The organism is Luteibacter mycovicinus (assembly GCF_000745235.1).
GTDB classification, from domain to species: Bacteria; Pseudomonadota; Gammaproteobacteria; order Xanthomonadales; family Rhodanobacteraceae; genus Luteibacter; species Luteibacter mycovicinus.
In genome coordinates this window covers 2,288,218-2,311,471 of record NZ_JQNL01000001.1, presented here as the reverse complement: position 1 = coordinate 2,311,471, position 23,254 = coordinate 2,288,218, and the positions used below count along the sequence as shown (strand labels likewise).

Here is a 23,254-nt window from a genome sequence, read left to right as displayed (position 1 = left end):
TCAGAACTGCGCGTTGAGGTTCACGAAGTACTGCCTCGGCGCGCCGGCCATCAAGGTCTGGTTGTAGCCGTCCGGGTCGGAGGCGACATAGCCGTTGGTACCGGTGGAGGCGAAGTAGCGCTTGTCGAACAGGTTGGTGACGTTGGCACCGATGCTCAGCGCCTTGAACACCGAGACCGCACCGAAGTCGTACGCGATACCGGCGTTGGCCACCCAGTACGACGGCACGGCCGAGTCATTCGTATAGGTGATGTAACGCCGGCCCGTGTACTTGGCTTCGAGGTTGGCGCGCCAGCCGGAGAACTCGTAGTTGACCGAGCTGGAGAACATCGTCTTCGGTACGCCGACGACGTACTTGTCCGCCGTCGCGACGGTACCGGCGTTCTGGTAGTCGTCCTGGTACTTCGAGTTGTTGTACGAGAGCGAGTTGAGCCAGCTCAGGCCGCTGACCGGCTTCCACAGAAAGGCGAGGTCGGCGCCCTTGCTCTTCACGTCACCGACGTTGTTGAGCGAGGAGGCGCAGGTGACCACGGCCGGGCACGGTGTGGTGACGAGCAGTCGGTTTTCGAAACGCGTATAGAAAAGGCCAAGCGATGCCTCGAAAGTTTCGCCGTGTGCGCGGTAACCGACCTGCCAGGTCTGCGACTCTTCCGGCTTCAGCTGGCTCTTCGCTGCATCGAACGACGCCTGCGACGTGCTGAAGGGCGTGATGCCGAACGCGGCGATGTTCTTCGCGTACGAACCATAGATGTCCTGATTGGCGTCGAGCTTGTAGTCGACACCAGCCTGCGGCAGGAAGCCCTTGCTCGCCTTCATCTGTCCTTGCGCGAACGCGGTGGTCGGCACGAGCGAGGTGGCATCGGTGGTCACGCGCAGCGACTTCGCACCGACGTTGATCGTCAGGGCGTCGTCGAGGAGGTGGATCGTGTCCTCCGCATAGCCCATGCGGGTCCTGGTCTCGTAATGCTGCAGGAACGCGCGCAGGAAAGGCGACTGGTCGTTGTACACGGTATAGAGCGAGGTGTACTGGCCGCTGAGGGTGAAGAAGTTGCGCTCCTGGTTTGTGTTGGCGTTTTCACCCCACACGCCGACTTCGATGTCGTTGTTGCCCAGCGAGAACTTCAGTGCCGAGGTCAGGCCGTAGCGATCGAGGCCGTAGTCGGTGGTGCGCATCGAGATCGGCACGGTAGGCGAGGACGCCTGGTACGGCGTGGCCCACTGACCTTCGCCACGATCGGCGTGATAGTAACCCGTCGTATCGAGTGTGACGCCGCCGCCCAGATTGAACGAACCGGACAGCCCGGCGAGGGTGTCACGACGGATACCGCCACCGGCGTAATACGTGGCGTCGCCCTTGTCGTAGTCGGCCGGCAGCGCATTGAGCGAGGCGGGATACGCGCCGTTGCCGTTCAGCGCATTGGCGATACCGACCGCCGTATTCCAGTCCGGCTGCAGATAGTCCCAGTTCCAGCCCAGCGCCTTCTGGCTGGTCAGGGACAGATCCATGTAGTCGTATTCCTTGCGTTTGCTGCTGTCGACGAACAGGCTCACGCGGTTGCCGTCACCCTACTGGTACAACGCCTTGAGATTCGCCTGGTTCGACTTCTGATCGCCATAGCCCTTCCACTTGTCGGTATCGGCGTGGTCGAACGACACGTACATCGAGAAGCCGTGGTAGTCACCGCTGTCCGCACGCACGAAGGTGCGCCTGGTGGAGTCGGAACCCATGACCTGATTGAAGCGCACGCTCGGTTTCATATCCGGGTCGGCGGAATAGAACTGCACGGTGCCACCGAGGTTGGTGTTGGAGGCGGTGCCCAGCGTACCCGCGCCCTGCGCCAGTTCCACCGTCGCCAGGTTCTCCGAGGTGATCGCGCGGGTGACCTGCAGACCGTCGGTCACGCCATAACCCATGGTGCCCAGCGGAATGCCGTCGAGGGTGAAGCCCAGTCGCGACTGGTCGAAGCCGTGCAGCGTGATCTGCGTGGACCACTCGTAGGCGCCCCAGGGATCGGCGGACTGGAACTGCACGCCCGGCAGTTTATCCAGTGCTTTCAACGCGCTGGTGCCCGGCGTCTGCTGACGCACGATCTCGTCGATGCCGATGCTCTGAACCTGGCGCGTTTCGCCCGGTGCGATGACCGAGACGGCTTCGAGCTGCTTGGGATCCTTGTTCGTGGCTGCCGACGTGTCGGCGGCGGGGCTGCCCTTGTCGTCATCAGAAGCGTGGACGAAGCCGGCGTGCAGCGAAAGTGCAAGCGCTGTGGCAAGTGCGGTACGACGAAGCGAAGCACGTGCGAACGTCATCGGTGGGTCCCTGGAGGAATAAACCGATGAGACTCATGGCTGCGCATGTAACGTCGTTTACTCGCAGATGACGGCTGGTTGACGGTCGACGAATATGTGACCGTGTCGACCGACGCAGGATCTTTCGATCTTCGCGCGGACGTTTAGCCGTCCGTGCCCTTTCAAGGTGCCATCCATCCGGGGCGATGACATGGAGACCTGAACCCGCTACCTTCGGGTATCGCCTTCCCCAGCGCGGAGTTCCTGCCCCATGATCGACTGGGCCGCCATCGCCACTGTCTTCTCCGTCTACGCGGTGGGCGTGGTCATCCCGGGACCGAACTTCGTCGCAGTGGCGCACAAGGCGGCCTCCACCAGTCATCGCGAGGCACTGGCCATGGTCGGCGGCGTGGTGGTGGTCAACCTGTTCTGGGCCAGCTGCGCGATTCTCGGCATCGGCATCGTGTTCGCTACCTTCCCGTGGATCGCCCTGGCGGTGAAGGTCACGGGTGCCGCTTACCTCATCTGGTTCGGTGGTCGCTTACTGATCAAGGCCGGTAGCGCGAGCACCGCGGTCATGCAGCAGGAGAGAGGCAGCTATCTGCAATCCTTCCGCACCGGCTTCGCGACCAATATCGCGAATCCGAAGTCGATGGCGTTCTATGCGGCCGTGTTCGCATCGGCCGCACCGAAGCATGTGTCGTTGCCGACTTTCATCGGCATGATCGCCACTGTCGCGGTGGTCGCCTCGCTCTGGTACGGCTTCGTCGCAGTGGTGTTCGCCACCCCGAGCGTGGCCGCCCGCTACCGTCGCGGCAAGGCGTGGATCGACCGGATCTGTGGATCGCTCATCGTCGCGCTGGGGATTCGCCAACTGGTTCGCTGAAAACATCCGTCCGCACGGCTTGCCTGGGCTCGAGTGAAGACTGCGGACGCGCCCTGACGTTTCATGCGGACGTATGTAACACTCACGCGGAAACCCTGTCATCGGAGGACGCCGAGTGTCTTTTGTGCGATGGACCGTAGCTTCGCTGCTTCTGTTTTCCGGAGCGCCCGCATTTGCTGCCAGCTTCGACTGTAGCAAGGCCTCGTCTCAAGCTGAGCAACTCGTGTGTTCCGACCCCGGGCTATCGGCCATCGACGCACGCATGTCGGATGCCTACAAAAGCGCGCTCAATGCTGCTGAAGAAGCCAGCAAGCCACGGCTGCTGGTCGAACAGCGGCATTGGATCCGTTACGTCCGCGATGTGTGCGAGACGAGCGATTGCCTCCATGCCGCCTATACGCGGCGAATCGAACTGCTGTCCAGCAATGGTCGCGTCATCTTCAACCACGCCGCTTGCGACATACCTGAGGGCAGGTCGTGTCGTAGCGTGGTCACATACCGCGATTCCGCGGCCAGGATCGACTCGTTCAATCAGTCGCTCAAGAAGCGGCGAAGTGCGGGAGTCATCGTTGGATGCGACCGTCTGGTGGACCTGCCTGTCGGTTTGAAGGACTCGAACCATACGTTTGGTGCCTTTTGCGTATGGCAGAGCAGGTCCGAAAGGAGACGGGTGATGATTTGCAACGACGATATGAATGGGCGTTTCGCCATGGAGGCTGTAGGAGTGGGGTCGGACGATGAACTTCGGAAATTCACGGATACGCAGTGTTACGGCGGATAGGACCGCTACCGGCCGTCGTCATGGGCTCGTCGCTTGTTCCAGCCTGTCGAGCCATGCGACGGCGTAATTCCTGTCGGGGCCGCACATGCTGGCATCGGGTCGAAGCCCGCCGCACACCTTCGGACGCTCCGGTTTTCCAAAGATCGCGCAGCGATTGTCATCGGTCAGCTGGATACAGCGCACCCCCGCCGGCTTGCCGTTCGGCATACCGGGGATGGGTGAGCTGATGGACGGAGCGATGCAGCAGGCCCCGCAGCCGGTGCGGCAGGCCATCACCACGATCAGAACCGCTGGCGAAGGAGCTGATACACCGGATCCGTATCCGGCCGCTGGCCATGCCAGCGCTCGAACGCGTCGGCGGCCTGCTCGATCAGCATGCCCAGACCATCGCGGAAGTAGCGCGCGCCGGCGGCCGTCGCCCAGCCCTTGAAGCTCGCCGCGGCGGCGCCATAGCACAGGTCATAGCAGGTGCTGTGGTCCTGCAGGATCGACATCGGCAGGTCGAAGGTGCCACCGGTGACGCCGATGGAGGTGGCGTTGACGACCAGATCGAAGCACTCGCCGTCGAGGCCGTCCCAGTAACGGGTATGGCAGCGGGCAGGCTCGCCGATGGCGTCGGCGATGGCGTCGGCGCGCTCGGGCGTGCGGTTGACGATGGTCAGCGTCTGCACGCCGGCGTCCATCAGGGCCCAGGCCACGGCTTTGGCCGCGCCGCCGGCACCCAGTAGCAGGGCGTCATGGCCGCGCAGATCGAGCGAGTGGCGTTCGGTGACGTCGCGGACGAATCCGCTGCCGTCGGTGTTGTGTGCCTGAATCTTGCCGCCGACCAGCGCGGTGAGGGTGTTGACCGCACCCGCGCGGGCGGCGGCGTCGGTGCGCTCGGTGGCCAGCGCGAAAGCGGCTTCCTTGTGGGGAAGCGTCACGTTGGCGCCCAGGCCACCTTCAGCGAAGAACCGGCGGACGGCTTCTTCGAATTCGGCGGGCGCGGCATCGATGGCCTCGTAGCTGAGCTGGATGCCCAGCTGCCCGGCGAAGGCGGCATGGATCTGCGGGGACAGCGAATGCGCGATCGGGTGACCGAAGACGGCGTAACGGTGCGCTTCAGCGCTCATGGAGGCTCCTGGCTCTCGATCCGGACTCACGATCCGTGCGCGGATTCTAGCAACGGCTACTGGAATCCGGGCTTGCCCGCGTCTTCGGGACGTTGCGGAACCTTACGCATCTGCTCCACCGGGAAACCCTGCGCCCGCGCTTGCTCGAGCAGACGCTGATACGACGCGTCGTCCAGGGTCCGGTCCTTCGACATGATCCACAGCAGCTTCCGCGAAGGCAGGCCGACCATGGTCACCCGGTAATCGGGGTCGAGGGCCAGGATCGTGTAGTCGGAGCGGAACGGCCAGAGCAGCTGGACCTTCCAGCGGGCGGTGTCCTTCGGATCGGGCAGCCATGCCTTGCCGTGCCAGATCTTCTCGGGCTTATCGAAGCCCTTCCGGTAGTGGTAGAGGTTGTCGATGGTCCCGTCCGGCTTCAGCCGGTACTCGTCGGCGGTGGCGACCTTGCCGCGCTCGGCGAAGTTGGGAATGTTGCCGATGACGTACCAGGTGCCCATGTAACGGGGCAGGTCGACGTGATCGACGGCCTTGAGGGGCGCGTCGGCCGCGCAGGAGGCAGTCGCCATGCCGGCCACCATGAGTAACGCCATCGGGATTCGGTTCATGAGGCAAGCTTCCACCCGTCGGGATCAACGGCGGGTCAACGGGTCGCGGGTTTTGAGACGGGGGGCGCCTAGCCTCCACCTCGACACCTCGTCTTCCGGAATGCCGCCATGAACGACACGCTCTCGCCCCGCCGTATCCGTGCACTGATCGCCATGGCCTGGCTGGCCCTTGGCACCCTGGTGCTGCTGGTCACCCCGTTGTCGGGGCATAGCGAGACACTGGGCTGGACGCCGGTGTTCTGGTTGCTGCTGGCGCCGGCCAGCGTGCTGGTGGCGATGAAGCCGGGGTTGCCGGTGTCGTTGCTGGTGGCCCTGTTTCGGCGGTGAGCCGCCTCAGGTCGGGATGCCCAGCCGCTTCAGCTCCAGCCGGCGCAGAAACTCCTGCATGATCCGCAGGTACAGGTCCTCGCCCAGGTAGGCATCCTCGACTCCCGCGTCGATCGACGGGTTGTCGTTGACCTCGATGACCACCGGCTTGTCGCCGACCTGCTTGAGGTCGACGCCGTAGAGACCGTCGCCAATGGTCTGCGTCGCCTTGAGCGCGAGCTTCACCACTTCCGGGGGCGCGTCACGCACGGGCACGGTCCGAAATCCGCCCGACTTGGCCGTGCCCTTGGCGCCGTGGTTGTAGATCTGCCAGTGGCCGCGCGACATGTAGTACTGGCACGCATAAAGCGGCTCGTGGTTGAGTACGCCGATGCGCCAGTCGTATTCGGTGTACAGGTATTCCTGCGCGATCAGCAGCGCACTGTGCGAGAACAGTTCGCCGGCGGCTTTTTCCAGAGCCTCGCGTGTCTCGACCTTGACGACACCACGCGAAAACGACCCATCGGGAATCTTGAGCACGATCGGCAGGCCGAGGCGATCGGGTAGCTCGTGCAGACGCCTGGCATCGTCGCGGTAGATGATCTCGGTCGCCGGTGTCGCCAGCTTGCGCGCCACCATCAGGTCGTTGAGGAAGATCTTGTTCGTGCAGCGCAGGATCGACGTCGGATCGTCCATCACCACCATGCCTTCCTTCTCCGCACGATGCGCAAAACGATAGGTATGGTTGTCGCTCGCCGTGGTTTCGCGAATGAAAAGGCCGTCGTATTCGGCCAGACGCTGGTAATCGTTCTTGCCGATCGGGTCCACCTCGATCCCGAGGTGTTTACCCGCTTCGATGAAGTGCTTCAGCGCCTTCTTGTTCGACGGCGGCATCGTTTCGTTCGGATCGACCAGCATCGCGATGTCGTAGCGGAAACGACGACGCGCACGCGGCTTGCGCCAGAGTTTCTTCGAAAACTTGTCCAGCGCCTGCGCGAAAGCGTCTTCCTGCGCATCGTCCAGCGTGTGCAGGCCCACCGCCTTGATCGCCGATACCTGCCACACCCGCTCGCGCTCGAATTCGATACGCATCAGCGGGCAGGGGAACGTCTCGAACAGCTGCCTCGCAAGATCCTGCAGATCCGGATAGGCCGTCTCGCCGAAATAGACGAGCACGCCGAAGTCGGTCGTGTCACGGCCACCGGCAGGCAGGAAATTGGACAGCTTCTGGTTGAGATCGTCGATGTCCAGGCCGTACAGCGAACGACGGCGAAGATCGTTCACCGTGCGCACCGAGGGAATGACCTTGTGACCGCGCGCTTCGGCCAGCAGCGACACGTAATAGCCCGTGCCAAGGTACTTATAGCTGCGGCAGAGATTGATGACGTGGGTGCGTTCGTCGTCGCCGCCGACGGGCTCGCGCAGATAGTCCATGGCGCTGACCACATTCGCGGACGGGTAATACGAGCCCCAGTCCGAGGCTTTCTCCACGACGATGACGAGCCGGCTCATGAGACCTCGACAGACGACGAATGCCTCGTACCGACTCCACCGGGAGTCGTTCGCTTCGTCGGTGCCGCAGTGTGTGCCGCGATGTCGCGACGCACAAGGCGTCCTCCGACGTTCGCCTGAACGAATTCATGAAAAAGTCATTGATCCGCCGGACCCCGAGGTCTACAGTGCCGCGCTTGCCGTTTCCCCCTCCTTCCAGCGCCGGAGTCCCCAAGCGCATGCGTCCACCCCCGGTTACCGCCGCGGTGCGCGTTCGACGCGCCGAAGTCAGCGATCTCGACGATCTGGTCGCGCTCGAAGAATCGAGTTTCGCGCAGGATCGTCTGAGTCGCGCCCAGTACCGCAAACACCTGGATTCCGAAACCGCCCTGGTGCTCGTCGCCAGCGCCAACCATCGCCGGTTCCTCGGTACCGCCGTAGTGTTCTTCCGCAAGGCCACCACTATCGCCCGCCTCTATTCGCTGGCGACCACGCCCCAGGCACAGGGCAAGGGTGTGGGTTCCGCGCTGGTCGAGACCTGCGAGGAAGCGGCACGGTCGCGTGGTTGCCGGGCACTGCGCCTCGAAGTCCGCAAGGACAACGCGGTCGCCATCCGCCTCTACGAGCGTCTCGGTTACCAGCGGATCGGCGAGTACGCGGCGTATTACGCCGATGGCGCGGACGCGCTTCGCTTCGAAAAGGCGCTTTGACCGGAGCCGGGGCTATACTGGCCGCCGTTTTCGGGGAATCGCCCATGCGCCGACTTATCCTCCCGCTTGCCCTCGTCGCTGCCTCCGTCGCCGGCCTGTCCGGTTGCGGCCAGAAGGGCAATCTGTATTTTCCGCCGCCGCCCGCCCCAGCCGGCACGGCCAGGCCGCAGGCCGGCTTGCAGCCCGCGCACGCCACCACGACGGCCGAGTCGCCGGCTTCGATCTCGACGACGTCGTCACCGTTCAACTCCGTCATTCACCAGTAATTCGCCATGACGTCGCGCTTCACCAAGATGCATGGGATCGGCAACGATTTCGTGATCGTCGACTGGCGTGAAGACGCCGGCCGCGTGCCGAATGCAGCGCGTATCGCCGCGCTGGCCGATCGCCACACCGGCATCGGCTTCGATCAGCTGATCAGCATCGAGCCGCCGCGCGATCCGTCCTGCGCTTTCTACTACGGCATCTGGAACGCCGACGGCACGCCTTCGGGGCAGTGCGGTAACGGTGTCCGTTGTGTGGCCGCCTGGCTGTTCCGCGATGGTGTGATCGGGCGCGACACCGACGTCCGATTGGAGAGCCCCTCCGGCCCGGTCACGGTCCGTGTGCTGGACGAAGGTCGCGTCGTGGTGGACATGGGCGAGCCTGACTTCGTGCCGTCGTCGATCCCGCTCGACCGCCCCGCCCATGCGACCTACACCGTCGAGCTTGATGGAGAAGACGTCAGCTTCGGCGCGGTTTCCATGGGCAACCCGCATGCGGTGGTCTTCGTCGACGATGTCTCGGATCCGCGCGTCGATCGCCTGGGGCCCTTGCTCACCGCCCATCCGGTGTTCCCCCAGGGTGCCAACGTCGGCTTCGCTCAGCGCCTCGGGCCCGACCGCATCCGCCTGCGCGTGCATGAACGGGGCAGCGGCTGGACGCAGGCCTGTGGCACGGGTGCCTGCGCGGCCGCCGCGGTGGCCCACGCGCTGGGCCTCGCCGGCACCGTCGTCGGCATCGACCTGCCCGGCGGCTCCCTGACCATCGAGTGGCAGGGCCCCGGCCATACACTCTGGATGACCGGCCCCGCCGCCTTTGTGTTTGAAGGCGAAGTGTGACGCCAGCCCGCTAAAGCGGCACACTGCGACCGGCACCCGCAGGAGCGCGCCCCGCGCGCGATGCTCTACCCAGCAACAACCGAGGAAGTACCCATGACCGACTCCGCGATCGACGGCGACATCAAACCAGCCACCGTCGCGTCCTACCTGCGGCGGCATCCGGACTTCCTCGCCGACTACCCCGATCTCGCCGACGCGCTGACGCTGCCGAGCAGCAACGGGCCGGCCACCTCGCTGGCCGTACGCCAGCTGCGCGGCCTGCGCGAGAAGAACGCCGAGCTGGAGCGCCGCCTCAAGGACCTCACCGGTATCGCCGGTGACAACGAAGCGCTGATGCGTCGCGTGCACGGCCTGATGCTGGCACTGCTCAGCTCACGCGACGTCGAGGAAACCGTACGCAACGTGGTCAGCCGGTTGACCGAGGACTTCCAGTCGGAACGCATTCGCCTCGTCTTCTTCGGTGACCTTGCGGGCCTGCCGGACGAGCCGTGGCTGCTGCGCGAACCGCGCGGTACGGCGGGCCTGCCGGAATTCGCTTCGTTTCTGGAACATGGCGACCCGGTGGCGGGCCGCCTTGCGCCGGACAAGCTGCACCGCCTGTTCGGCGACGCGGCACCCGACGTGCGCTCCGCCGCGTTGATGCGCGTGGGCCCGGACGCGCTCCTGGCCATCGGCAGCGCCGACGCGGACCGCTTCCATCCGGGCATGGGCACCTTGTTCCTCAACATGATTTCGACCACGGTCGGCTCGGCCATCGAACGGGCCCGGAAGGCGGCGTGACCCCGCGCGAGGCCGTCGAAGCCTTCCTTCGGCATTTCGAAGCCGAGCGTGTGCCATCGGCGCATACGCTTGCCGCGTACCGGCGCGACCTCGACAAGCTGATCGCTTATATGGATGCCGAGGGGCTGTCGTCGTTCGATGCCCTCACGCCCGACCGGCTTCGCACACTGATCGCACGGCTGCACCGGCCCTTGCCCGAGAAAGGTAACAAGCAGGCCAAGGGCCTGGAGCCCAACAGCCTGCAGCGGCTTCTTTCCGCGTTCCGCACGCTGTTTCGTTACCTCACCCGGGAAGGGCAGCTGGCCCACGACCCGGCGCTGGGCGTCCGCGGGCCGAAGGTCAGGCGCAAGCTTCCCGTCGTGCTGGACGCCGACGAGGCCAAGGAGCTGGTCGAAACCAACCTCGGCGGCTCGCTGGCCCCGCGCGACACCGCGATGATGGAGCTGTTCTATTCGAGCGGCCTGCGCCTGTCGGAACTCTGCGGCCTGCGCTGGGGCGACCTGGATCTCGAAGACGGGCAGGTGCGCGTGCTCGGCAAGGGCAACAAGACGCGCATCCTGCCGGTGGGCCGCTTTGCCGTCGCCGCGCTGAAGGCGCTCGCCGCGCTGGGTGAGGCGGGCCCGGAGCATCCCGTCTTCAAGGGCCGGGGCGGTGCCGCGATCGGGGCGAGGGCGGTCCAGCTCCGCCTGGCCAGGCTCTCCAGCGGGCAGGCCAAACGGGTGCACCCGCACATGCTCCGGCACAGCTTCGCCAGCCACATGCTCGAGTCCTCCGGCGACCTGCGCTCGGTGCAGGAGCTGCTCGGCCATGCGGACATCGCCACCACACAGATCTATACCCACCTCGATTTCCAGCATTTGGCCAGGGTCTACGACGCGGCGCATCCACGGGCGAAACGCAAAGGGTAGGAGCGCGCCATGCGCGCGAGCTCTTCACGCCTTGGGTCGGGCCCCCTGCGGCCCCACCTCTTGCCGACTCCCCCAAGGAACGCACTATGGAACCGATGCACGCCACGACCATCGTCTGCGTCCGCCGCGACGGCAAGGTCGTCATCGGCAGTGACGGACAGGTCACCCTCGGCAACACCGTGATGAAGGCCAACGCCCGCAAGGTGCGCCGCCTCGGCAAGGGCGACGTCCTGGCCGGGTTCGCCGGCGCCACGGCTGACGCCTTCACCCTATTCGAGCTGTTCGAGGAGAAGCTGGTCAAGCACGGCGGCAATCTCACCCGCTCCGCCGTCGAGATGGCCAAGGAATGGCGCACCGACCGTCGCCTCGGCCGGCTCGAAGCCATGCTGGCCGTGGCCGACAAGGAGGCGTCGCTGCTGATCTCCGGTAACGGCGACGTCCTCGAGCCCGAGCATGGCCTGATCGCCATTGGCTCCGGTGGCCCTTATGCGCAGTCCGCCGCGCTGGCCCTGATGGAAAACACTGAGCTGGATGCACGCACGATCGTCGAAAAAGCGCTCAAGATCGCTGGCGACATCTGCATTTATACGAACCACAACACATCGATCGAAGAGCTCTGAGGCCCATGTCCGAACTCACTCCCCGCGAGATCGTCAACGAGCTGGACCGGTTCATCATCGGCCAGAACGACGCCAAGCGCGCCGTCGCCATCGCCCTGCGCAACCGCTGGCGCCGCATGCAGCTGGAACCGGGCATGCGCGAAGAGGTGACCCCGAAGAACATCCTGATGATCGGCCCGACCGGCGTGGGCAAGACCGAAATCGCCCGTCGCCTGGCCACGCTGGCCAATGCGCCATTCGTGAAGGTCGAAGCCACCAAATTCACCGAAGTGGGCTATGTCGGTAAGGACGTGGAGTCGATCATCCGCGATCTGGCCGATGTCTCGTACAAGCTGGTGCGCGACCAGGCGAAGAGCCGTGTGCGCAGCCAGGCCGAGGACGCCGCCGAGGATCGCCTGCTCGACGCGCTGCTGCCGCGACGCCAGGCGGCATCCGGCTGGGACGACACCGGCTCCAACGTGACGGCCATCGACAGCGACACCCGGCAGAAGCTGCGCAAGCAGCTGCGCGAAGGCGCGCTGGACGACCGCGAGATCGAACTGGATTTCGCCATGAACGTCGGCGTCGAGATCATGACCCCACCGGGCATGGAAGAGATGAGCCAGCAGCTCGGCAAGATGTTCCAGAACCTGGGCGGCGCCAAGTCGCAGAAGCGCAAGCTCACCATCCGTGCCGCGCGTCCGCTGCTGGTCGAGGAAGAAGCCGGCAAGCTGCTCAACGACGAAGAACTGCGCAGCCGCGCCGTGGACATCGCCGAGCAGAACGGTATCGTCTTCATCGACGAGATCGACAAGGTGGCCCAGCGCTCCGAGTGGGGCGGCGCGGGCGTGAGCCGCGAAGGCGTACAGCGCGACCTGCTCCCGCTGGTGGAAGGCTCGACCGTCTCGACCAAGTACGGCGCGATCAAGACCGACCACATCCTCTTCATCGCCTCGGGCGCGTTCTCGCTGGCCAAGCCGTCGGATCTGATCCCGGAACTGCAGGGTCGCCTGCCGATCCGCGTCGAGTTGAGCGCCCTGTCGGTGGAGGATTTCAAGCGGATCCTGCGCGAGCCGAACAACGCGCTGACCAAGCAGTATGTTGCGCTGCTGCAAACCGAAGGCGTCACGCTGGAGTTCACCGAGACCGGTGTTGATCGCCTCGCCGACGTGGCGTTTCAGGTCAATGAGCGCACGGAGAACATCGGCGCCCGCCGCCTGCATACGGTGATGGAGCGCCTGCTCGAGAGAATTTCTTTCGAAGCGGCCGACAAGTCCGGCGAAAAATATCTGATCGACGCCGAATATGTCGATAAAAACCTCTCGTCGCTGGTCAAGGACGAGGATCTGAGCCGTTACATCCTCTAAACATCGAGGGCGCCCCCCTCTGGTAAACTATTGACCGATATGGGCAAGGTTATTCAACTCAAAACCAACGGTCAGCGTGCGAGCCTGCGTGAAGCGCAGGACTCGCAGCAGCTGATCCGTCTGTGGCGCGGCGAACTCGAGCACGGCAGCTTCTGCGGCTATGTCGGCGGAGTCGGCCGCGAGTTCTTCCTGTTGTGGGTCATCGGCGACGGTGTCAGCTACGACGGCATGTACATCATGCGGCACCGCGACATCTCCGAATTCGAGGCGCCGGATAAACACGCCGGCTTCCTCGAAAAGGCGCTCGCGCTGAAGGGCATCAAGCCCACGCCGCCGGCGGATTTCCCGCTCGACGACATCGCGCAGGTGGTCAAGGCCGCTTCGGCTCACGCGCCAGTGATCGGCGTGCACGTGGACAGCGAAGACGAGTCCGAGGTCTGCTACATCGGCCGGCTGGTCAGCGCCGACGACGAAGGCTTCAACATGCAGGAGATCACTCCCGACGCGGAATGGCTGCGTGAGCCGTCGTTCTTCTCGTGGGATGAAGTGTCGACCGTGAGCATGGAAGACGCTTACGCGACGTCCCTGCTGGCTGTGGCGGGCGATCCGCCGCCGCTGGAGCAGGGTACGGGCGATGGGTTTGGTCGCGCTCACTAGCGACCAGCCCATGCAACGCCCGCGACCCGTCGATATCGTTCTCCACGCCGCCTCGCGCTTTCTCGAAGTCACCTTCGACAACGGCGAGCGGTTCGAACTTCCCTGCGAGTACCTTCGCGTCAATTCCCCCAGCGCCGAAGTCCAGGGCCACGGTCCCGGACAGAAAGTGCTCGTGCACGGCAAGCGTCACGTCGGCATCAGCGCCCTTGAGCCCACTGGTCACTATGGCGTCCTGATTCGCTTCGACGACGGCCATGCCAGCGGTATTTTCGGCTGGGACACGCTGTACGACCTCGGCCGTGCCTACGACACCTCGTGGCCTGCATACCTCGCCGAACTCGACTCCAGAGGCCTCTCCCGGTAGCGGAGGATGGAAAGCACGCGCGTGAAAGCCACACACGCGCGTAAAGGCGTATATTTGCGCGCCATCCCATCCCCTGGCGAAACAACGGACGTTCCGCAGTCACCATCCGGAGCACTTGAGGCATGACGCGAATCGTTGTCGTCGGCAGCATCAACATGGATCTGGTCACGCTTGCGCCGCGCTTTCCCGCGCCGGGCGAAACGCTGACCGGCGAACGCTTCCTCACCATCCCCGGTGGCAAAGGCGCCAATCAGGCGGTGGCCGCCGCGCGCCTCGGCGCATCGGTAAGCATGGTCGGCTGCGTGGGCGACGACGCGTTCGGTGAGCAGCTCTACGACGGTCTCGTCGCCGAGGGCATCGATGTCAGCCACGTCACCCGCATCGACGGGATCGGCAGCGGTACCGCGTCGATCACGGTCGCCGGTGGCGAGAACCAGATCGTCGTCGTGCCCGCCGCCAATGGCCGCGTCACCCCTGCGCACGTCGAAGCCGCCCGCGAGCTCATCCGCGGCGCCGACGCCGTTCTGGTACAGCTGGAGATTCCGCTGGACGCCGTCGAAGCCACGCTGCGCATCGCGCACGAGGAAGGCGTTGCGATCATTCTCAATCCCGCTCCCGCGCAGAAGCTGCCGGTCGAGTGGCTGTCGCGCGTGCGCTTTCTCACGCCGAACCAGCACGAACTCGCGATGGTGCTCGGCCAGCCGGGCGATACCGATTTCCGTGAACTGATGCGTCTCGCTCCCTGCCCGGTCGTGCTGACCCGTGGTGAAGACGGCGCGTGGTTCCGTGACAAGGACGACGAGCCGCGCCATCAGGGCGGTTTCAGGGTCGACGCGGTGGACAGCACCGGCGCCGGTGACACCTTCAATGCCGCGCTCGCGGTGTTCCTCGCCGAGGGTCTCGACGTGGCCGTGCGCAAAGCCTGCGCCACCGCCGCGATCGCCGTCTCGCGCCTGGGCGCCCAGGGCGGCATGCCGCGCCTCGACGAGGTCACGGCATTCCTGGAGACACACTGATGAGACGCAGCGGGCTGCTCCATGCCGAACTCAACCGCATCATCGCCGCGATGGGCCATACCGACACGCTGGTGATCGGTGATGTCGGCCTGCCGGTGCCGCACGGCGTGCCGTGCATCGACCTGGCCGTGCTGCCGGGTACGCCGTCGTTCGCGCAGGTCTTCGATGCGATCTATGCGGAGCTGGCGGTGGAGGCCGTGACGGTCGCCAGCGAGATCCACGAGAAGAATCCCGCGCTCGTCGCGCTGGTCGGGCGCCTGGCGAATCAGGGCGTGACGCGCTCGGAAGTGAGCCACGAGGACTTCAAGCGCCTGACCGCGCGCGCGGTCGCCGTCGTGCGCACGGGGGAAACGGCGCCGTACGCCAACGTGATCCTGCATGCGGGCGTGACCTTCTGATGAGTGCATCCCCGCCACTGGTCAGGATGCACGACATCCACAAGGCCTTCGGTCCGGTCAAGGTGCTCGAAGGCGTCGACTTCGAACTCGTCCGCGGCGAAGTCCATGCGCTGATGGGCGAGAACGGCGCCGGCAAGTCCACGCTGATGAAGATCCTCACGGGGATCTACGCGCCCGACCAGGGCGGCATCGACGTGGACGGGCAGGCGGTGTCGATCACCTCGCCCGCCGAGGCCGAGAAGTACGGCATCGCGATCATCCACCAGGAACTGAACCTGATTCCCGCGCTCAGCATCGCGGACAATCTTTTCCTCGGACGCGAGCTTTCGCGTTTCGGCCTGCTCGATCGCAAGGCGATGACGAAGCGCGCGATGGAATGGCTGGCGCGCGTCGGCATGACCCGACTGGATCCGGACACGCGCATCGAGCGACTGTCGGTCGGCCAGCAGCAGATGGTCGAGATCGCCCGCGCGCTGGGCCAGAACGCACGCGTGCTGATCATGGACGAGCCGACGGCCGCGCTTACCGAAAGCGAGACCAATACGCTGTTCAAGCTGATCCGCGAGCTGCGCGAGCAGGGCACCGGCATCGTCTACGTCTCCCATCGCATGGAAGAAATCTTCGCGCTGTGCGACCGCATCTCGATCCTGCGTGACGGTCAGTTCGTCGGCACGCGCGACGTGCCGGGCCTGGCCTTCGACGAGGTCGTGAAGATGATGGTCGGGCGTACGCTCGACGCACGCTTCCCGGCGCGCACGCCGAAGATCGGCGAGGTACGTCTGAAGGTCGAGCACCTCTCGGGCGGTATGGTGAAGGACGTGAGCTTCGACCTGCACGCGGGCGAAGTGCTCGGCGTCGCCGGCCTGCTCGGTGCGGGACGCACCGAGCTTGCGCGCCTGCTGTTCGGTCTGGACAAGACCGGGTCGGGCCAGGTGTCGCTCGACGGCGTCACCGTGACACCAAAGACGCCGACCGAGGCGATCCAGGCCGGCCTCGGTTTCGTCACCGAAGACCGCAAGGCCCAGGGCCTCGTCCTCGACATGAGCCTGCGCGAGAACGTCAGCCTGCCGCGCGTTCCCGCGCACGCGGGACTGGTCGATCGCCCGGGTGAGAAGAAACAGACGCGCGGTCTGATCGACGCGCTGAAGATCCGTACGCGCGACATGGAGCTGGATGTCCGTGCGCTCTCCGGCGGCAACCAGCAGAAGGTCGTGCTGGCCAAGTGGCTGGCGTTGAAACCGCGGGTGCTCATCCTCGATGAACCCACGCGCGGCGTCGACGTCGGCGGCAAGGCCGAGATCTATCACATCATCAATCAACTCGCGGAACAGGGCGTAGCCATCCTCATGATCTCGTCGGAACTGCCGGAGGTGCTCGCCATGAGCGATCGCATCCTCGTCATGCACGAAGGAAAGGCGACAGCCTTGCTCGAAGCCCACGGCGCCACTCAGGAAGCCGTAATGACCGCCGCGACCGGAGGCAAGTGAAATGACGCTTCAACTCAACTGGAGCCGTGCGATGACGCTGATGCAGCGTCTGGGCTCGGTGATCGGCTTGCTCCTGCTCTTCGTCGTGCTCTCAATCATGAGTCCCGACTTCCTTTCCACCGGCAATCTGCTCACGGTACTGCGTCAGGTCTCGATCAACGCGTTGATCGCCTTCGGCATGACGTTCGTGATCCTCGCCGGCGGCATCGATCTGTCCGTGGGTGCCATCCTCGCGCTTACCGGCGCCGTCACCGCGGGCCTGATGGCCTCGGGGCACGGCATGGTGCTGGCGGTCGGCGCGGGCCTCGGGCTCGGCCTGGTGCTGGGCATCATCAACGGTGTGCTGGTGTCGTGGGGCAAGGTCGCGCCCTTCATCGCCACGCTCGGCACGATGACCCTCCTGCGCGGCCTTACGCTCTCGTATACGCAGGGCAGTCCGATCCCCGTCACCAACCAGGGCTTCGCACTGCTCGGCGGCGGTTACGTCGCCAACCTGATCCCGCTGCCGGTGATCTGGATGTTCGTCGCCTTCGTGGTCTGCGCGTTCCTGTTGCGCGGCACGGTGTTCGGTCGTCACGTCGTGGCCATCGGCGGTAACGAAGAAGCGGCGCGCCTGTCGGGTGTGCGCATCTCGCCGATGAAGCTGGCGATCTACGGCCTGTCCGGTCTTCTCTCCGCGTTCGCGGGCGTGGTGCTTACCTCGCGCCTGTATTCCGCGCAGGCCACGGCCGGTGCGGGTTATGAACTGGACGCCATTGCCGCCGTGGTTCTCGGTGGTACCAGCCTGGCCGGCGGCCGCGGCTGGTTGTTCGGGACGCTGGTCGGCGCGCTGCTGATCGGCTTCCTGAACAACGGTCTCAATCTGCTCGGCGTAAGCTCTTTCTACCAGCAGGTGGTGAAGGGCATCGTCATCCTGATCGCCGTCCTGCTCGACAGGCGGCAGTAATACCAACGAGGGAACACACCATGCGTAAGCTCACATTCTTCGCCGCGGCAGCGGCCACGCTGCTCGCGGCCTGCTCCCAGCAGGGTCCGGGCGAATCCGCTCCGGCGGCGGCTTCCACGGCCGGCGGCGCCGCACCCTCCGGCACCCCGGTGGTCGGTCTGGCGCTGTCGACGCAGAACAACCCGTTCTTCGTCGAACTCAAGGACGGTGCCGAAAAGGCCGCCAAGGACGCCGGCGTGCAGCTGGTCGTCGTCGACGCGCAGGACGATCCGGCCCGCCAGATCTCGTCGGTGGAAGACCTGATCCAGAAACGCGTCTCGGTCATCTTGCTTAACCCGACCGATTCCTCGGCTCTGGCCGGCGCCGTGCAGTCCGCCCAGCGCGCGAACATTCCGGTGATCACGCTGGACCGTGGCGTCGACGGCGCCGAAGTCGCGTCGCACATCGCGTCCGACAACATCGCCGGCGGCAAGATGGCGGCCGATTACCTGGCCAAGGCGCTTGGCGGCAAGGGCAACATCATCGAGCTGCAGGGCGTGGCAGGCACCTCGGCCGCACGTGAGCGCGGCAAGGGCTTCGACGACGAGATCGCCACCACGGGCATGAAGGTCGTCGCGCAGCAGCCGGCCAACTTCGATCGTGCGCAGGGCCTCTCGGTCAGCGAGAACCTCCTGCAGGGCAACAGCGACGTCCAGGCGATCTTCGCCCAGAACGACGAAATGGCCCTCGGTGCGGTGCAGGCGCTGGCCGGCAAGAACAAGAAGGTGCTGGTCGTCGGCTTCGACGGCACGCCGGACGGCAAGACCGCCGTGCAGAACGGCAGCATGGCCGCTACGGTCGCGCAGCAGCCGGAAGAGATCGGCAAGCTCGGCGTCGAAACGGCGAAGAAGCTGATCGACAAGCAGACGGTCGATAAGTCGATCGCGGTGCCGCTGAAGCTTCTGACAAAAGAATAAGCCAGTAAGAACGGGCCGATGGCCCGTTCTTTTTTCCTTCGGTAGGAGCGCGCCCTGCGCGCGAAAGGCCTGCAGGGCGGTGAGGCGGCGGCATGGCTTCATCGCCCTGTAGGCCTTTCGCGCGCGGGGCGCGCTCCTACAGGGGGTTCCGCACCGGTGGGGTTCGGTCAGTCCTGTGGCACCGGCGCGATCACCTCGCGCTGCCCGTTGATGCCCATCGCCGAGACCAGTCCGGCTGCCTCCATCGCTTCGACCAGACGCGCCGCGCGGTTGTAACCGATACGGAACTGCCGCTGCACGAACGAGATCGACGCACGACGCGAACGCAGCACGAAGGCGGCCGCTTCGTCGTACAGCGGATCCAGCTCCGCATCGAGGCCATCCTCACCCGGTTCGCCTTCGACCGCCTCACTCGGCGGCCCCGCAAGGATCTCGTCCTTGTAATCCGGCTCGCCGAACTGCTTCAGCCAGGCGACGATGCGGTGCACTTCCTCGTCGGCGACGAACGCGCCGTGGATGCGCTGCGGATAGCCCGAGCCCGGGGGCAGGAACAGCATGTCACCCGCACCGAGCAGGCTCTCCGCGCCCATCTGGTCGAGGATAGTGCGCGAATCGATCTTCGACGACACCTGAAACGCCACGCGCGTGGGGATGTTCGCCTTGATCAGACCGGTGATGACGTCGACCGACGGACGCTGCGTGGCGAGGATCAGATGGATGCCCGCGGCACGTGCCTTCTGCGCCAGCCGCGCGATCAGTTCTTCGATCTTCTTGCCGGCGACCATCATCAGGTCGGCGAGCTCGTCGATGACGACGACGATCATCGGCATCGTGTCGAGGTGCTCGGGGATTTCCGGATGCGCGGGAAACGGATTGAACAACGGTTTGCCAGCCGCACGCGCCTCGCGCACTTTCTGGTTGTATCCGGCAAGGTTGCGCACGCGCAGGTCAGACATGACCTTGTAGCGGTTTTCCATCTCGGCCACGCACCAGTTCAACGCGTTGGCGGCGAGCTTCATATCCGTGACCACGGGCGCCAGCAGATGCGGAATACCCTCGTAGACCGAGAGCTCGAGCATCTTCGGGTCGATCATGATCATGCGAACGTCTTCAGGCGTGGCCTTGTAGAGCATCGACAGGATCATCGCGTTCACCGCGACCGATTTACCCGAGCCGGTGGTGCCGGCAACGAGCATGTGCGGCGCCTTCGCCAGATCGGCGACCACCGGTTCGCCGGTGATGCCCTTGCCCATCGCCAGGGTGAGCAGCGAGTCGGAATCACGATACTCGCTGGAGTCGAGGATCTCGGACAGCGCGATCATCTGGCGCTGTTCGTTCGGCAGCTCGAGGCCCATGCAGGTCTTGCCGGGAATCGTTTCGACCACGCGAATCGTAGTGCGACCCAGACCGCGCGCGAGATCTTTCATCAACGCGACGATCTGGTTGCCGCGCACGCCGACGGCCGGCTCGACTTCATAGCGCGTAATCACCGGACCCGCCGACGCACCGACCACCTGCACCGGTACCTTGAACTCGCGCAGGCGTTGCTCGATCAGTTCGCCCGTGTCGACGAGTTCCTGTTCGGAGACGGCGAGGGTGTTCTGAGACGCGGCGGCGAGCAGGGTGAGCGGCGGTATACCTACGGCACTGGCGGTGCTCGTCGCGAGCAGGGGACGTGTCGGCGTGAGCGTCACCATCCGCGCTGGAGGGACGATAGTCGCCTCCGTCGTCGTGGCCTGCTCATCGTTGGCGGCGATGGCGAAGCGCGACACCGGGGCGACCGGCGGGGGTGAGGGCATGGCGGGCACGGGTACGGGCGCCTGCGAACGGGAAAGCTCGGTGACCCGGGGCGTGACTTCCGCAAGAGGCTGGTCGTTCCGGACGACCTCGTCGGCCTCCGTGTCCGAAGCGTCGTGGCTTAAGGGTTCCCAGGGGGTCGTCGGCGACACCGACGAGCGCTCGGGACCATGCTTCGATCGCATCGACGGTGCAAGGAAAGCCTGGCTCTCCATGGGGCGCCGACGCTTGATCAGCATCGGTGCCTCGTCGGCGACGTCGGAGGCAGGCGGCGCGATCGGTAGACCAGGCGTGGTGGAGACGTGCGCCGCGGCGGCGGTGGCCTCCGGCGAGGAGGTGGTGGGCACGGTCTGCCCGCGAGGCGCCAGCCACGGTTCGCTGATCACCGTGTCCGGCTTCGCGTGGTGGCGCGGCGGTACCGGTGTCGTCACCGACGGACGAACACGCGTCGCGCGCAGAGGCTCGCCGCGCACGGTTTCCGTGCCGACATGCAGGGACGAGGATGGCGGTGTCGATGCGGCGGCCGGAGTGACCTTGCCGCGGGTGGCGGCCGCTGGCGTGCGACGGCGCGCCGGCCCGCGATCCGCGCGGCGCACGGCGCCGGCAGGGCGACGACCCGTGGCGCGCACGGCCGAACGGGTGAACAGGCGCCGTGTGCCTTCGATAGCCAACGCACCCATCGGCTCGAGGATCCCATTGGCGCGGGCTACGGCGGTCGACCACGTGATCCCGAGGTACCAGGGCAGCGCGACGACGATCACCGCCAGCGCGATCACCGCGGCCAGTGCGCCGCCCGGGAAGGCGCCGAAGAGATCGCCGAGCCAGCGACACACGACGCCACCCGTGGTCGGGTCATCGGTGTAATGCGAGATGACGATGCCTTCCAGCGTGGTGCTGGCGAGCAGGACGAGGACAAAGCCCGTCCAGAAACGAATGGCTCCGGGCCCCACGGTGGGCGGCCTGCGCCGACGGATCAGCGACGCGATGACACGCCACAGCAGGGGAAGCAGCCAGAGGGTGGACAGCCCGAAGGCACCGAACACGAAAGAAAGCATGCCTAACCGCGAAGAACCGAGCGAGCCCCGTAGTTTAGCGCGCATTCGTTCGGAAGCACGCGCGAATGCGCTGTAAGCCGCTGGTGAGACTGGGAAGGTGTGAAGGAGGCCGATTTACGCCGACGCATCCACGGGTCGCGCTATGACACCGTGAATTCCGCATCAGGGCGTCGTTCGATAGGGAAATTTGCGATGGAATCGCGGGTTTGGACGATCCGGGCTATTTCGAGGCAGCGACGTCACCCTCGAACCACGTAGCTTCTTGCGACCACTCCCCGCACAAGGATCCTGTCATGCGTCGCCTGCCGCTTCTTGTCGTCCTGCTTGGGGGTGCGATCGCCGCCCCCTGCGCCTTTGCGCAAACGTCGTCGTACAACGCACGCGTCGCCGGCGCTCAGACCGAACCGCCCGCACCGTTCGTCATTACCGATCTTGCACCGTTCGACAATCCGTGGGGACTCGACTTCCTTCCGGACGGCCGCATCGTGGTCACGGAGAAGAGCGACCACATGTACATCGTGAACTCGAGAGGCGCCAAGATGCCCGTGACAGGCTTGCCTGTTTCCGTCGGCGCGAATGGCGGCGGCGGACAGAGCGGCTTCCACGACGTGGCCGTGCCCGCGACCTATGCGAAGGATCACGTCTTATGGTTCAGCTACGTGGCGAAGGCCGCCGACGGCAATAACCACCTCACGCTGGCGAAGGCACGCGTTGTCGAGGCGTCGAACACCGCGCACATCGAGAATCTGACGATCGTCTGGCAGGAACCGTCGAAGTGGTCGGTTCGCGGCCAACCGGGTGCACGCATCGCGTTCGCGCCCGACGGCAAGCATGTCTTTCTCTCCGTCGGCGACGGCGACATCCCCGACGTCAATCAGGATCGCGGATTTACCGCGCAGTTGCCGGACAGCGGACTGGGCAAGATCATCCGCCTCAACCTGGACGGCAGCACGCCTTCCGACAACCCGAATGCAAGCCAGGGCGGCGTCGCCGGCCAGATCTGGGCCAGCGGTTTTCGTAACCCCTACGGGCTAGCCTTCAGTGAAGCTTCAGTGAAGACGGAAAGCTGTGGGAGACCGAGATGGGCCCGTCGTCGGGTGACGAGTTCAACCAGATCGTGAAGGGCGGGAATTATGGATGGCCGCTGGTGAGCAACGGCAATCACTATCCCAGCGACGCCTATATGCCGGGTCAGCCGTATCCGCGCCACGACACGGCGCCGCAGTACGTTCAGCCGTCCGCCTACTGGGGCTGGTTCCCCACCACGAATTCGATGTCTCCTTCGGGGCTGGTGTTCTACAAGGGCAAGCAATTCCCACAGTGGCAGGGCTCGGCACTGCTCGGTTCGACGTCGTCGGTCGCGCTGTATCGCGTCGTGCTCGATGCGAGCGGGAACGTGACAGGTGTCGAACGCTATGGGCGTGACGCCGCCGGCGTGTATACCGGCAGCGTGCGCGCCATCAAGGTGAACCCGTCCAACGGCAGCATCTGGTACGTGCGTGGCGGCAGTGACGGGATGCTGCGGAAGATCATGCCAAAAACCTGACTCCACCACGTGGTGTAGGAGCGCGCCCCGCGCGCGAAAAGCCAACAGAGCGGTGAAGCGGGGGCACCCCATCACCGCCCTGTTGGCTTTTCGCGCGCGGG

General features: G+C 65.2%; 24 protein-coding genes and 1 pseudogene. 19 read left to right on the top strand and 6 right to left on the bottom strand.

The window, feature by feature from the left end; translation table 11 throughout:
* Positions 1 to 2,307 (bottom strand): annotated as a pseudogene (locus FA85_RS10340) (TonB-dependent receptor family protein).
* 250 nt (positions 2,308 to 2,557) lie between these two features.
* Here FA85_RS10340 and FA85_RS10335 point away from each other — a divergent pair.
* A complete protein-coding gene (locus FA85_RS10335; RefSeq protein WP_036108951.1) occupies positions 2,558 to 3,172 on the top strand; it encodes a LysE family translocator in 615 nt (204 codons plus the stop codon).
* A gap of 115 nt (positions 3,173 to 3,287) precedes the next feature.
* On the top strand, positions 3,288 to 3,953 hold the full coding sequence (locus FA85_RS10330; protein WP_343122865.1) for a lysozyme inhibitor LprI family protein: 666 nt from the start codon (positions 3,288 to 3,290) through the stop codon (positions 3,951 to 3,953).
* 18 nt (positions 3,954 to 3,971) lie between these two features.
* Here FA85_RS10330 and FA85_RS21470 read toward each other — a convergent pair whose 3' ends face one another.
* The 3 genes from FA85_RS21470 to FA85_RS10320 are packed head-to-tail and all read right to left on the bottom strand — an operon-like array spanning position 3,972 to position 5,670.
* Entirely contained in the window at positions 3,972 to 4,226 is a 255-nt protein-coding gene (locus tag FA85_RS21470) for a YkgJ family cysteine cluster protein (RefSeq protein WP_081907629.1), read from the bottom strand.
* 8 nt (positions 4,227 to 4,234) lie between these two features.
* A complete protein-coding gene (gene aroE, locus FA85_RS10325; RefSeq protein ID WP_036108955.1) occupies positions 4,235 to 5,065 on the bottom strand; it encodes a shikimate dehydrogenase in 831 nt (276 codons plus the stop codon).
* Positions 5,066 to 5,121: 56 nt separating this feature from the next.
* Positions 5,122 to 5,670 (bottom strand): lipocalin family protein, encoded by a 549-nt coding sequence (locus FA85_RS10320; protein WP_081907264.1) that lies wholly within the window; start codon positions 5,668 to 5,670, stop codon positions 5,122 to 5,124.
* A gap of 108 nt (positions 5,671 to 5,778) precedes the next feature.
* Between FA85_RS10320 and FA85_RS10315 the strand changes: the two genes are divergently transcribed.
* Positions 5,779 to 5,997, top strand: coding sequence for a hypothetical protein (locus FA85_RS10315; RefSeq protein WP_036108958.1), 219 nt, complete (start codon positions 5,779 to 5,781; stop codon positions 5,995 to 5,997).
* Positions 5,998 to 6,003: 6 nt separating this feature from the next.
* Here the strand turns inward: FA85_RS10315 and FA85_RS10310 are convergent, their stop codons facing one another.
* Positions 6,004 to 7,488 (bottom strand): RimK family ATP-grasp domain-containing protein, encoded by a 1,485-nt coding sequence (locus tag FA85_RS10310; RefSeq protein WP_036108961.1) that lies wholly within the window; start codon positions 7,486 to 7,488, stop codon positions 6,004 to 6,006.
* A 218-nt stretch (positions 7,489 to 7,706) separates the two neighbouring features.
* Between FA85_RS10310 and FA85_RS10305 the strand changes: the two genes are divergently transcribed.
* The 14 genes from FA85_RS10305 to rbsB all read left to right on the top strand — a co-directional run bounded on the left by FA85_RS10305 (position 7,707) and on the right by rbsB (position 18,755).
* Positions 7,707 to 8,177 (top strand): GNAT family N-acetyltransferase, encoded by a 471-nt coding sequence (locus FA85_RS10305; RefSeq protein WP_156108665.1) that lies wholly within the window; start codon positions 7,707 to 7,709, stop codon positions 8,175 to 8,177.
* 44 nt (positions 8,178 to 8,221) lie between these two features.
* The gene (gene lptM / locus FA85_RS10300) at positions 8,222 to 8,443 is read left to right on the top strand and encodes an LPS translocon maturation chaperone LptM (RefSeq protein WP_036108964.1); all 222 of its coding nucleotides are present in this window, start codon (positions 8,222 to 8,224) and stop codon (positions 8,441 to 8,443) included.
* 6 nt (positions 8,444 to 8,449) lie between these two features.
* Positions 8,450 to 9,277, top strand: a complete 828-nt coding sequence (gene dapF / locus FA85_RS10295; protein WP_036108966.1) for a diaminopimelate epimerase — start codon at positions 8,450 to 8,452, stop codon at positions 9,275 to 9,277.
* Positions 9,278 to 9,370: 93 nt separating this feature from the next.
* A complete protein-coding gene (locus FA85_RS10290) occupies positions 9,371 to 10,057 on the top strand; it encodes a DUF484 family protein (RefSeq protein WP_036108969.1) in 687 nt (228 codons plus the stop codon).
* Positions 10,054 to 10,965: a tyrosine recombinase XerC gene (locus FA85_RS10285; protein WP_036108973.1), complete on the top strand. Its 912-nt coding sequence runs from the start codon at positions 10,054 to 10,056 to the stop codon at positions 10,963 to 10,965. Before FA85_RS10290 ends, FA85_RS10285 begins: the two co-directional genes overlap by 4 nt.
* A gap of 86 nt (positions 10,966 to 11,051) precedes the next feature.
* Positions 11,052 to 11,585 carry an ATP-dependent protease subunit HslV gene (gene hslV / locus FA85_RS10280; protein WP_036108979.1) on the top strand — a complete coding sequence of 178 codons (534 nt, stop codon included), beginning with the start codon at positions 11,052 to 11,054 and terminating at the stop codon, positions 11,583 to 11,585.
* A 5-nt stretch (positions 11,586 to 11,590) separates the two neighbouring features.
* Positions 11,591 to 12,931 (top strand): ATP-dependent protease ATPase subunit HslU, encoded by a 1,341-nt coding sequence (gene hslU / locus FA85_RS10275; protein ID WP_036108981.1) that lies wholly within the window; start codon positions 11,591 to 11,593, stop codon positions 12,929 to 12,931.
* A 39-nt stretch (positions 12,932 to 12,970) separates the two neighbouring features.
* The gene (locus tag FA85_RS10270) at positions 12,971 to 13,588 is read left to right on the top strand and encodes a hypothetical protein (RefSeq protein ID WP_036108984.1); all 618 of its coding nucleotides are present in this window, start codon (positions 12,971 to 12,973) and stop codon (positions 13,586 to 13,588) included.
* Between the two features lie 10 nt (positions 13,589 to 13,598).
* Positions 13,599 to 13,952: a gamma-butyrobetaine hydroxylase family protein gene (locus FA85_RS10265; RefSeq protein WP_036116873.1), complete on the top strand. Its 354-nt coding sequence runs from the start codon at positions 13,599 to 13,601 to the stop codon at positions 13,950 to 13,952.
* Between the two features lie 122 nt (positions 13,953 to 14,074).
* Entirely contained in the window at positions 14,075 to 14,968 is an 894-nt protein-coding gene (gene rbsK / locus FA85_RS10260; RefSeq protein WP_036108986.1) for a ribokinase, read from the top strand.
* Entirely contained in the window at positions 14,968 to 15,366 is a 399-nt protein-coding gene (rbsD, locus tag FA85_RS10255; RefSeq protein WP_036108987.1) for a D-ribose pyranase, read from the top strand. The genes rbsK and rbsD overlap by 1 nt, the downstream gene beginning before the upstream one ends.
* Positions 15,366 to 16,853 (top strand): sugar ABC transporter ATP-binding protein, encoded by a 1,488-nt coding sequence (locus tag FA85_RS10250; RefSeq protein WP_036108989.1) that lies wholly within the window; start codon positions 15,366 to 15,368, stop codon positions 16,851 to 16,853. Before rbsD ends, FA85_RS10250 begins: the two co-directional genes overlap by 1 nt.
* Before the next feature lies 1 nt (position 16,854).
* Positions 16,855 to 17,799 carry an ABC transporter permease subunit gene (locus FA85_RS10245; RefSeq protein ID WP_036108990.1) on the top strand — a complete coding sequence of 315 codons (945 nt, stop codon included), beginning with the start codon at positions 16,855 to 16,857 and terminating at the stop codon, positions 17,797 to 17,799.
* Positions 17,800 to 17,819: 20 nt separating this feature from the next.
* On the top strand, positions 17,820 to 18,755 hold the full coding sequence (gene rbsB, locus FA85_RS10240; RefSeq protein WP_036108991.1) for a ribose ABC transporter substrate-binding protein RbsB: 936 nt from the start codon (positions 17,820 to 17,822) through the stop codon (positions 18,753 to 18,755).
* A 167-nt stretch (positions 18,756 to 18,922) separates the two neighbouring features.
* Here the strand turns inward: rbsB and FA85_RS22735 are convergent, their stop codons facing one another.
* Positions 18,923 to 21,652, bottom strand: coding sequence for a DNA translocase FtsK (locus FA85_RS22735; protein ID WP_081907266.1), 2,730 nt, complete (start codon positions 21,650 to 21,652; stop codon positions 18,923 to 18,925).
* A 248-nt stretch (positions 21,653 to 21,900) separates the two neighbouring features.
* Here FA85_RS22735 and FA85_RS10230 point away from each other — a divergent pair, with 248 nt between their 5' ends.
* Together FA85_RS10230 and FA85_RS20910 are read left to right on the top strand one after the other, a co-directional pair.
* The gene (locus FA85_RS10230) at positions 21,901 to 22,728 is read left to right on the top strand and encodes a PQQ-dependent sugar dehydrogenase (protein ID WP_051943126.1); all 828 of its coding nucleotides are present in this window, start codon (positions 21,901 to 21,903) and stop codon (positions 22,726 to 22,728) included.
* Positions 22,689 to 23,153 carry a PQQ-dependent sugar dehydrogenase gene (locus tag FA85_RS20910; protein WP_051943128.1) on the top strand — a complete coding sequence of 155 codons (465 nt, stop codon included), beginning with the start codon at positions 22,689 to 22,691 and terminating at the stop codon, positions 23,151 to 23,153. The genes FA85_RS10230 and FA85_RS20910 overlap by 40 nt, the downstream gene beginning before the upstream one ends.
* The last annotated feature ends 101 nt before the right edge of the window (positions 23,154 to 23,254 follow it).